The 9416-nt window shown below is 71.1% G+C and carries 6 protein-coding genes and 3 pseudogenes; 8 read left to right on the forward strand and 1 reads right to left on the reverse strand.

Annotated elements, in window-relative coordinates; all coding sequences use genetic code 11:
* From ABZ656_RS53165 to ABZ656_RS53185, 5 genes and pseudogenes are all read left to right on the forward strand, one after another.
* Positions 1–401: pseudogene (locus ABZ656_RS53165) on the forward strand (methylmalonyl-CoA mutase); the annotation flags it as partial.
* Between the two features lie 8 nt (positions 402–409).
* A complete protein-coding gene (scpA, locus tag ABZ656_RS53170; RefSeq protein WP_101408356.1) occupies positions 410–2584 on the forward strand; it encodes a methylmalonyl-CoA mutase in 2175 nt (724 codons plus the stop codon).
* A 5-nt stretch (positions 2585–2589) separates the two neighbouring features.
* Complete coding sequence (meaB, locus tag ABZ656_RS53175; protein WP_360279296.1) at positions 2590–3576, forward strand: methylmalonyl Co-A mutase-associated GTPase MeaB; 987 nt, start codon at positions 2590–2592, stop codon at positions 3574–3576.
* Between the two features lie 144 nt (positions 3577–3720).
* A complete protein-coding gene (locus tag ABZ656_RS53180; protein ID WP_101406805.1) occupies positions 3721–4461 on the forward strand; it encodes an FAD binding domain-containing protein in 741 nt (246 codons plus the stop codon).
* An 80-nt stretch (positions 4462–4541) separates the two neighbouring features.
* Positions 4542–5075: a GNAT family N-acetyltransferase gene (locus tag ABZ656_RS53185; protein WP_101406806.1), complete on the forward strand. Its 534-nt coding sequence runs from the start codon at positions 4542–4544 to the stop codon at positions 5073–5075.
* Positions 5076–5102: 27 nt separating this feature from the next.
* On the opposite strand, the gene ABZ656_RS53190 is transcribed toward ABZ656_RS53185, so the two are convergent.
* A complete protein-coding gene (locus ABZ656_RS53190; protein WP_101406807.1) occupies positions 5103–5996 on the reverse strand; it encodes a DMT family transporter in 894 nt (297 codons plus the stop codon).
* Between the two features lie 142 nt (positions 5997–6138).
* Between ABZ656_RS53190 and ABZ656_RS53195 the strand changes: the two are divergent.
* From ABZ656_RS53195 to ABZ656_RS53205, 3 genes and pseudogenes are all read left to right on the forward strand, one after another.
* Positions 6139–6297: pseudogene (locus tag ABZ656_RS53195) on the forward strand (NAD(P)-dependent oxidoreductase); the annotation flags it as partial.
* Positions 6294–6952, forward strand: a pseudogene (locus tag ABZ656_RS53200) (spherulation-specific family 4 protein). The pseudogenes ABZ656_RS53195 and ABZ656_RS53200, both read left to right, overlap by 4 nt.
* 98 nt (positions 6953–7050) lie before the next feature.
* Complete coding sequence (locus tag ABZ656_RS53205) at positions 7051–9327, forward strand: FUSC family protein (protein WP_360279301.1); 2277 nt, start codon at positions 7051–7053, stop codon at positions 9325–9327.
* The last annotated feature ends 89 nt before the right edge of the window (positions 9328–9416 follow it).

Here is a 9416-nt window from a genome sequence, read left to right on the forward strand (position 1 = left end):
GGCGCGACGAGGCGTTCGAGGCGCTGCGGGCCCGCTCCGACGCCCACCTTGCGGCGACCGGTTCCCGGCCGCGGATCTTCCTGGCCGCCCTCGGCCCGGCCGCCGCGCACACCGCCCGCCTCAGCTTCGCCTCGAACCTGTTCCAGGCGGGTGGCATCGAGCCCGTCACCGAGGGTGCCTTCGAGGACAGCGGTGCCACCGAGGTCTGTCTGTGCTCCAGCGACACGCTGTACGAGGAGCGGGCCGCGGAGGTCGCCGGGGCGCTGAAGGCGACGGGCGCCGGGCACGTGTTCCTCGCGGGCCGTCCCGGGCAGTACCCGGATGTCGATGCCTATGTCTTCGCGGGGTGCGACGCCGTCGCCGTGCTCTCCGCCACCCTCGACCGTATGGGAGTGTCCTGATGGCAGCGATGGGAATCCCCGACTTCTCCGGGATCGGGCTGGGGGTCCCGAAGGCCGACGGCGGGAGCGACGAGTGGCGCGGCGCCGTCAAGAAGGCCACGGGCGGGGCCGATCTCCTGTGGGAGACGCCGGAGGGCATCGCGGTCGAGCCGCTGTACACCGGGGAGGACCTGGAGGGCCTGGACTTCCTCGGCACCTACCCGGGCATCGCCCCGTATCTGCGCGGACCGTACCCGACGATGTACGTCAACCAGCCCTGGACGATCCGTCAGTACGCGGGCTTCTCCACGGCCGAGGAGTCCAACGCCTTCTACCGCCGCAATCTCGCGGCCGGTCAGAAGGGCCTGTCCGTCGCCTTCGACCTGCCCACCCACCGCGGCTACGACAGCGACCATCCGCGGGTGACCGGTGACGTCGGCATGGCGGGCGTGGCGATCGACTCGATCTACGACATGCGGCAGCTCTTCGACGGCATCCCGCTGGACAAGATGACCGTCTCGATGACGATGAACGGCGCCGTGCTGCCGGTGCTCGCGCTTTACATCGTGGCGGCGGAGGAACAGGGCGTACCGCCCGAGAAGTTGGCCGGGACCATCCAGAACGACATCCTCAAGGAGTTCATGGTCCGCAACACCTACATCTATCCGCCGAAGCCGTCGATGCGGATCATCTCCGACATCTTCGCCTTCACCTCGCAGCGGATGCCGCGCTACAACTCCATCTCCATCTCCGGCTACCACATCCAGGAGGCGGGCGCGACGGCCGACCTGGAGCTGGCGTACACGCTGGCCGACGGGGTGGAGTACATCCGGGCGGGACGGGCGGCGGGAATGGACGTGGACGCGTTCGCGCCCCGGCTCTCCTTCTTCTGGGCGATCGGCATGAACTTCTTCATGGAGATCGCCAAGATGCGGGCCGCGCGGCTGCTGTGGGCGAAGCTGGTCAAGCAGTTCGACCCGCAGAACGCCAAGTCCCTTTCCCTGCGCACCCACTCGCAGACCTCCGGCTGGTCACTGACCGCGCAGGACGTGTTCAACAACGTGACGCGTACGTGTGTGGAGGCGATGGCGGCGACGCAGGGGCACACCCAGTCGCTGCACACCAACGCGCTGGACGAGGCGCTCGCCCTGCCCACCGACTTCTCGGCGCGCATCGCCCGCAACACGCAGCTCCTGATCCAGCAGGAGTCGGGCACGACCCGGGCGATCGACCCGTGGGGCGGCAGCGCGTACGTCGAGAAGCTGACGTACGACCTCGCGCGCCGGGCCTGGCAGCACATCGAGGAGGTAGAGGCCGCGGGCGGTATGGCCAAGGCCATCGACGCCGGCATCCCCAAGCTGCGCATCGAGGAGGCCGCGGCCCGCACCCAGGCCCGGATCGACTCCGGACGCCAGCCGGTCATCGGCGTCAACAAGTACCGCGTGGAGACCGACGAGCAGATCGACGTCCTCAAGGTCGACAACTCCTCCGTACGCACCCAGCAGATCGAGAAGCTGCGGCGGCTGCGCGCGGAGCGCGACGAACAGGTCTGCCAGGACGCGCTGCACGCCCTGACGCGGGCTGCCGAAGGCACCGGAAATCTGCTGGAGCTGGCGGTGAACGCGGCCCGCGCGAAGGCCACCGTCGGCGAGATCTCCGACGCCCTGGAGAAGGTGTACGGGCGGCACGCGAGCCAGATCCGTACGATCTCGGGTGTGTACCGCACCGAAGCCGGCGAGTCGCCGTCCGTCGAACGCACCCGCACCCTGGTGTCCTCCTTCGAGGAGGCCGAGGGCCGTCGGCCCCGCATCCTGGTCGCCAAGATGGGCCAGGACGGGCACGACCGCGGCCAGAAGGTGATCGCAACCGCCTTCGCCGACCTCGGCTTCGACGTCGACGTCGGCCCGCTGTTCCAGACCCCGGGCGAGGTGGCCCGCCAGGCCGTCGAGGCGGACGTGCACATCGTCGGGGTGTCCTCGCTGGCCGCCGGACACCTCACCCTCGTACCGGCGTTGAAGGAGCAGCTCGCGGAGGAGGGCCGGGAGGACATCATGATCGTGGTCGGCGGGGTGATTCCGCCGCAGGACGTGCCCACGCTCCTGGAGATGGGCGCGGCGGCCGTCTTCCCGCCCGGGACGGTGATCCCGGACGCGGCCTACGACCTGGTGCAGCGGCTGTCCGCCGACCTCGGCCACGACCTCTGACCCCCATGGCGATCGACCTCGGCACCTACGTGAAGGGCGTACTCGACGGGAAGCGGGCGCTGGTGGCGCGCGCCATCACGCTCGTGGAGTCGACGAAGCCCCAACACCGCGCTCTGGCACAGGAGTTGCTGACCGAGCTGCTGCCGCACAGCGGGAAGGCGCGACGGATCGGCATCAGCGGCGTACCCGGTGTGGGCAAGTCGACGTTCATCGACGCGTTCGGCACCCTGCTCACCTCGCTCGGGTACCGGGTCGCGGTGCTCGCCGTCGACCCGTCCTCCAGCCGGACCGGCGGTTCGATCCTGGGCGACAAGACGCGCATGGAACGCCTGGCCGTCGACCCGGCGGCCTTCGTACGCCCCTCCCCCACCGCGGGCACGCTCGGCGGGGTCGCCAGGGCGACCCGCGAGTCGATCGTGGTGATGGAGGCGGCCGGCTACGACGTGGTCCTGGTGGAGACGGTAGGCGTCGGCCAGTCCGAGACCGCCGTCGCGAACATGGTCGACTCCTTCCTGCTCCTGACTCTGGCCCGCACCGGCGACCAGCTGCAGGGCATCAAGAAGGGCGTCCTGGAACTGGCGGACGTCATCGCGGTCAACAAGGCGGACGGACCGCACGAGCGGGACGCCCGGGCCGCGGCACGGGAGCTCGCGGGCGCGCTGCGGCTGATGCATCCCGCCGACGCCGCCTGGACCCCGCCGGTACTGAGTTGCAGCGCCCGTGAGTCGACCGGCCTGGACACGGTCTGGGAGCGCCTCGAACAGCACCGCACGCTCCTCGCCTCCACCGGCCGCCTCGCCGCCAAGCGCCGTGACCAGCAGGTGGACTGGACATGGACGATGGTCCGCGACGAACTCCTCGGCCGCCTGCACGCCGACACGGCCGTACGCGCCCTCGCCCCGGACCTCGAACAGCAGGTGCGGGACGGGGAGTTGACGGCCACGCTGGCCGCCCAGCGCATCCTGGGGGTGTTCGGCGGCGAGCGCGGCTGAACCGTGGGCGAGGGGCGCGTCGGGTGATGCCGTGAGCCCTGTACGCGCCCCCTGCGGGCTGGGGAAAATTCGCCATGTCGACGGTCATACGGCTGCGGCGGTGCGTCCTCGGCCGCCCATTCCCCCGAAAGCAGGTCGGCTGCCGTGCTCTTGCGTCTGCCCACGTCCGTTTCCGAAGCACAGGAGTGCATGGCCGAGGGGGCGGTGCCCATAGGCGGCGCGACCCTGGTGTGGGCCACCTGGCAGCGGGACGGCTTCCCCGAGCAGGCGATGTCGCTGCGCGACCTGCCGGAGGCCAATGCGATAGGCCGCGAGACGCTGGGCGGGGCCGTGATACTGAACCGGATCGACGACCGCGTGCCAGAAGCACTGCGCCGGGCGGCCTCCACCGTGGGGACCGGAGCCGTGCGCCGCACAGCCACCGTCGGCGGCAACATCGTCGGGAGCACCCTGCGCTGCCTGCTGCCCGCCGCACTCGTCCTGGAAGCCCGCGCGGTGGTCCTGGAACCGGACAGCGTCTACGAGACCGACCTGTCCGAGGTACTGGCCAAGGGCCACCTGCTGCTCGGCCTCCGCTGGCGCGATCCGATCACCAGCGCGTACCGCAAGCAGGCCGGCGAAGCGGGGGGTCCGCCGCCGCTGGTCGTCGCCGCCGCTCTGCACACCGCCGACACCGGAGGAACGCGTCTGCGAGTCGCCGTCCGCGACGGGTACGACGTACTCACCGAGAGCACCGAGTACGACGCCGGTTCCGACTCGGACTCCGATGTCGAAGGGGTCCTCGACGACCTGCGTCGCACGGCCGTCGGCGCGCTGCACGCCACAGCCTGGGACGCGGTCCACGAAATGGCCACCGACCTCCTGTCCCGTCCGACCGGCCGTTGAGGGCCCTCCCGAACACCGACAGCACGATCTTGGCGCTGCCGCCGTCGGCCCGAGTTCACCCGTCGGGCAGGATGGGCGCCATGACCGAGATCCACACGCCCCGCCTCCTCCTCCGCCGCTGGTCCGACGACGACCTCGTGCCGATGGCGGACATCAATGCCGACCCCCGCGTCATGCACTGGATCGACGACGGCTCCGTTCGCGACCTGGACCACACGGCAGAGGCCATCGAACAGTGGGAAGAGGAATGGGACGAGGAGGGATTCGGCCTCTTCGCCGTCGAACTGCTGGCCTCCGGCGAACTGGCCGGGTTCGTGGGCCTGTCCGTGCCCGAGTTCCTGCCGGAGGTACTGCCCGCCGTAGCCATCAGCTGGCGGTTCGGCTCACCGTTCTGGGGTCAGGGGTACGCCTCCGAAGCCGCCCATGCCACGTTGGAGTTCGCGCTCCAGGACCGTGGCCTCGACCGCGTGGTCAGCATCACCCGAGCGGGGGACGACGCGTCCGAGAACGTCATCCGCAAGCTCGGTATGACGCTGGAGCGCGAGACGACGCACCCGGTGTACGGCCATCCACTGTTCGTTCACGCCATCGATCTCACCGAGTTCCAGGCCTGAACCCGCCGAGTCGTCGATTCCGGCGGTTCATGCCCTGGTACGGTCCGGCGCGGCCGGCGGTGCGACGAGCACCTGGGTGAGCGGGATCCGGGCCAGCAGGATCGCTCCGTACAGGATCAGGGCGGCCCCGACGGCCTCGGGGATCAGCCACCAGCCGGTGCGTACCCGCTCCGCGTACAAGGTGACGCCCAGGACGAGGCTGACCAGGGCGTCACCGAGGGTGAGGGCGGGTTGGGAGGCCACGAGGGGGCCTGACTGGACGGCGTTCTGCAGGAGGAACAGCGCGCCGACGCCGGTGGCGGCGAAGGCGTAGGTCTGCCAGGCCAGGAAGAACCCGGTGGCACCGCCCGTCTCCCAGGCGTGCGTGGCGTCCTTGATCAGGGCCGCTGTGAGTGCGTAGCCGATGGCCGCCGAGGCGCCGAAACAGGCCGCGCGTGCGCGTCCGGCGGGGAGCCGCAGCGCGACACCGACGGCAGCCACGATGACGCCGGCGCAGCACACGATGGCCAGGATCCACCCGCCCGTGGTGGGCCGGTCGGTCCCGACCGAGGGGGCGGCCGCGGCCAGCACGGTGCCCAGCCCGACGGCGATGCACACCACGGCGATCCACCCGCGCCGGGTCACCCGACGCCGTAGCACCAGACCGCCGATGAGCAGGGCGAACGGTAGTTCCAGGACGAAGATCGGTTGTACGACGGACAGCGCGCCGTTGACCAGCGCCAGCGCCTGGAAGCATGCCGCCGCCATGACCGCGGCCATCCCGCCCAGCCATACCGGCCGGTGCAGCAGTTCGATGAGCAGCCTGGCGTGGAAGCCCTCGGACAACGGCACGTCCTGTGCCGCGCGGCGCTGGAGGACAGTGGCGGTCGCGTTGCTGACCGCGGCCAGCACCGCGAAAACGACGGAGAACACCAACGCCACCGGCTCGCCCCTCCTCCTCTCCAGCTCCTCTCCCGCTTCCTCCCACGGGCACCAACCGAGGCGCACGCGTCACTCCCATGCTCCCGCGGCACCACGGAGTCCGCCCCTCGGCACACCCATGTACCGATGCCCGGAGGACAGCGGCGGCTCGGCGCGTTCGGGGGCGGTGTCGTGGCAGTGCTCCGACATCGCCGCCGCCGGTGAGGGCCTGGACTGGCGGCCGTCGTACGCCCTGGAGGAGTCGCTGGCCGCGCTCTGGGCGGCGACGTCCCTCCGGCCGGAAGGCGGCCGGGCGCCGTGAGCCTGCTCATTCCGCTGTACGTCGACCCGGCCGAGGGCCCGGGCGCCTGGCACCGGCTGATCACGTCCGCGTCCTGTACGTACACGGTGGTGATCAATCCCTCGAACGGTCCGGGCCCGGGCCCCGACCCGGCGTTCACCGCGGCGGCCGGAGCACTGCGGGCGGCCGGCGCCCGCCTGCTCGGCCATGTGGACACCGTAACGGTGCGCCTTCCACGGTCGAGGTCGCGCAGGACGTCGTACGGCACCGGGAGTGGTACGGGGCCGACGGCTGCTTCCTGGACCGGGTGACCTCGGACCCGGCCGAACTGCCCGCCTGCCGAAGGCTGGTGCGGGCCGTACGCCGGCTGGGCACCACGACCGTCGTGCTCAACCCCGGGGTGCACCCGGCGCCGGGGTACGCGCGCGTCGCCGACCTGACGGTGACCTTCGAGGGGCACTGGACGACCTATGTGTCGGCGTTCAGCAGACCGGCGTGGACCGCGCGGCACCCGCCCGAGCGGTTCTGCCATCTCGTCCACGGTGTGCCCGAGGCGCTCGTACCGCTCGCCGTGCGTACCGCGCACGAACGCGGCGCGGCGATCTACGCTCCCGTGACGGGAGAACCTCCCAGTCCCTGGGCGCAGTTGACGCCCGCGCTCAGCGAGGCCGACTGAGCCCGGGGTCGCCGCGGACGCCGGGAAGGACGCGCGGGCGTCGGCACGTGCCATGCTGGAACCGCTGATCATGGCGGAGAGCGAGGCAGAACAACAGCGTGAGGACAGCGACACGGCCGGGCCGGACGAGGATCTGGGACCGATTCGCGGCATCGGACCCCGGGCTGCTGCGGCTCATGGCCGGGCTGCGGACGGTGGGCGCCATCGCGCTCACGCTCGCCGTGCTGGCGCTGCTCGGGGCCGGTAAGACTCACTTGGTGACCGGTTCCATCGCGGCCATGGCCGCGACCTTCGCCATCAAGGAGAAGCAGCGGCCCAAACAGGCGGTCACGCTCGCGCTCGGGCTGGTCGTGGCACTCGCCGCGATGTCGCTGGGGGCGCTGCTCAGCACCCACGTGGTCGCGGGTGACCTCTTCTTCCTGGCGCTGATCTTCGCCGCCGTGTACAGCCGCCGCTTCGGTGATCGCGGAACGGCCCTGGGTCTCATCGGGTTCCAGGTCTACTTCGTGTCGCTGTTCGTCAGGGCCGGCGTCCCCGGTCTGCCGGGGCTGTGCGGGACCCTGGTCGTCGCGTTCGTGTGCAGCGCGCTGGTGCGTTTCGTCGTCGTGCCGGAGACGCCCGAGCGTGTGCTGCGTCGGTTGCGCGCGGCCTTCCGGGCCCGTCTGGCGCAACTGGTTTCCGCCCAGACCGAGTTGCTGGACGCCGGCCCGGACCGGGTGGAGAAGGCTCTGGAGGAGGTCAGACGGCACACCGCCCGGCTCCACGAGAGCGCGATGATGATCCAGGGGCGGCTGGAGGAGGGGACCAGCGACCGTACCACCGCCGCGCTCGTGCAGCGGCGTATCGCCGACGCCGAGATCGCCGCCGAGCGGCTCGGGGTGCTCATCCTCACCGCCCGCAGCGCGGAACGCGCCGACACGCTCACCCTGCATCTGCCGAACGCGCCCGTGCCCGCGGCGAGCGACCGGCTCCGGGCGCAGGACGCCACCACCGCCACCCTGCGCCGTGACCTCGAAGCGCTGCGTCTGCTCGTCCTGCGCCCGGTCGCCGAGGACCGCGGCACCGGGATGGCCCACCTACGCAACCGGCTGCTCGGTTACCGCGACGAGGAGAACCTGCCGCGTGCCTCGGCGGCCGTCCAGGACGTCTTCCGCGGGATCGGGGAGACGGGGCGTTCCGTCCTGGGACTGCGACTCGCCCTCGACGGACCCCAGGACGAGTCCGACGACACACCGTCGACGACCCGTTCCCGTGAGGAGTTGGACGCGGAGGACGTCGCCATCGCCAGGGCCGAGGAGGACGAGGAGGACACGCACGACCGCACGGGGTGGGAGCGTCCGACGACCCGTACGGCGGTCCAGGTGTCGGTGGGTTCGGCCCTGGCCATCGTCGGTGGGGAGTTCCTCTCCAGCCAGCGCTGGTACTGGGCCGTGCTGACCTGCTGGGTGGTCTTCCTGAACACGGCGTCCACCGGAGAGATCCTGGTCAAGGGGTACCGCCGGCTGCTCGGCACCGTCCTCGGCGTCGTCGCCGGTGCCCTGCTGGCGAGTCTGGTCGGCTCCCACACCTGGACCGCGTTCGCCCTGGTGCTGCTGTTCATCTTCGCGATGTTCTTCACCGCGCCGCTGTCGTACGCCCTGATGTCCTTCTTCGTCACGGCGATGCTTGGCCTGCTCTACACACTGCTCAACACCTACAGCACCGGGGTACTCGTCCTTCGTATCGAGGAAACGGCGCTCGGCGCCACCTGCGGTGTCATCGCGGCCGCCCTGGTGCTGCCGGTGAACACGGACCGGCGTACCGACGAGCTGCTGGCCACGGTTCTGAAGCGGCTCGGGGAGGTCACCGGTGCGGCGGTCGACCAGCTGAGCGGCGGCCCGGCGATCGAGTTGCTGGACAAGGCGCGGGATCTCGACACGGCCCTGGACGATCTGCGGTCCTCCACGCAGCCGTTGACCCATCCGATCACCCCGCTGCGGGCCCGCCGGCAGACCGCGCGCTATCTCGTGGCGCTCCTGGAGACGTGCGCGTACCACGCGCGTTCCCTGGCGGCGACGGCCGAGGTGCTGCCCTACAGCAAGTCCGTCGCCGCCGATCCCCGGCTCAAGGGGGCCGGCCGACGCATCGCGCACAACATCGACGTCCTTGTCGCACGCGTCGAGGACGACGACACCGAAGGCGTGGCCGAGACCGGCCCCAGCCTCGCGTCCATGCTGGAGACGGACCGGCCGGGCCTCCCCCGCCACGACCGCGTGACCGACCGGGTCCTGCGGCATCTGCAGCGCCTGGACGAAGGCGTGATCGGCCTCGCCCGCCCCCTCGGAGTACCGGTCTCGACCCCCACGGGCACGGCGTCCCGGGGACCCGCCGCCTAGGCCCTGTCGTCAAATTCCCGTCTGCCCCGCGACGCCATGCACGCACTCTCACCGCACCAGGCACAGACCCAAGTACGTCCAGTACGAGG

Origin of the sequence: Streptomyces sp. NPDC007095, from assembly GCF_040634475.1 — a bacterium.
Lineage (GTDB): Bacteria > Actinomycetota > Actinomycetes > Streptomycetales > Streptomycetaceae > Streptomyces.

Coding starts and splice junctions, on each gene's coding strand:
- scpA (WP_101408356.1), top strand. CDS start 410: ATGGGAATCCCCGACTTCTCCGGGATCGGGCTGGGGGTCCCGAAGGCC.
- meaB (WP_360279296.1), top strand. CDS start 2,590: ATGGCGATCGACCTCGGCACCTACGTGAAGGGCGTACTCGACGGGAAG.
- ABZ656_RS53185 (WP_101406806.1), top strand. CDS start 4,542: ATGACCGAGATCCACACGCCCCGCCTCCTCCTCCGCCGCTGGTCCGAC.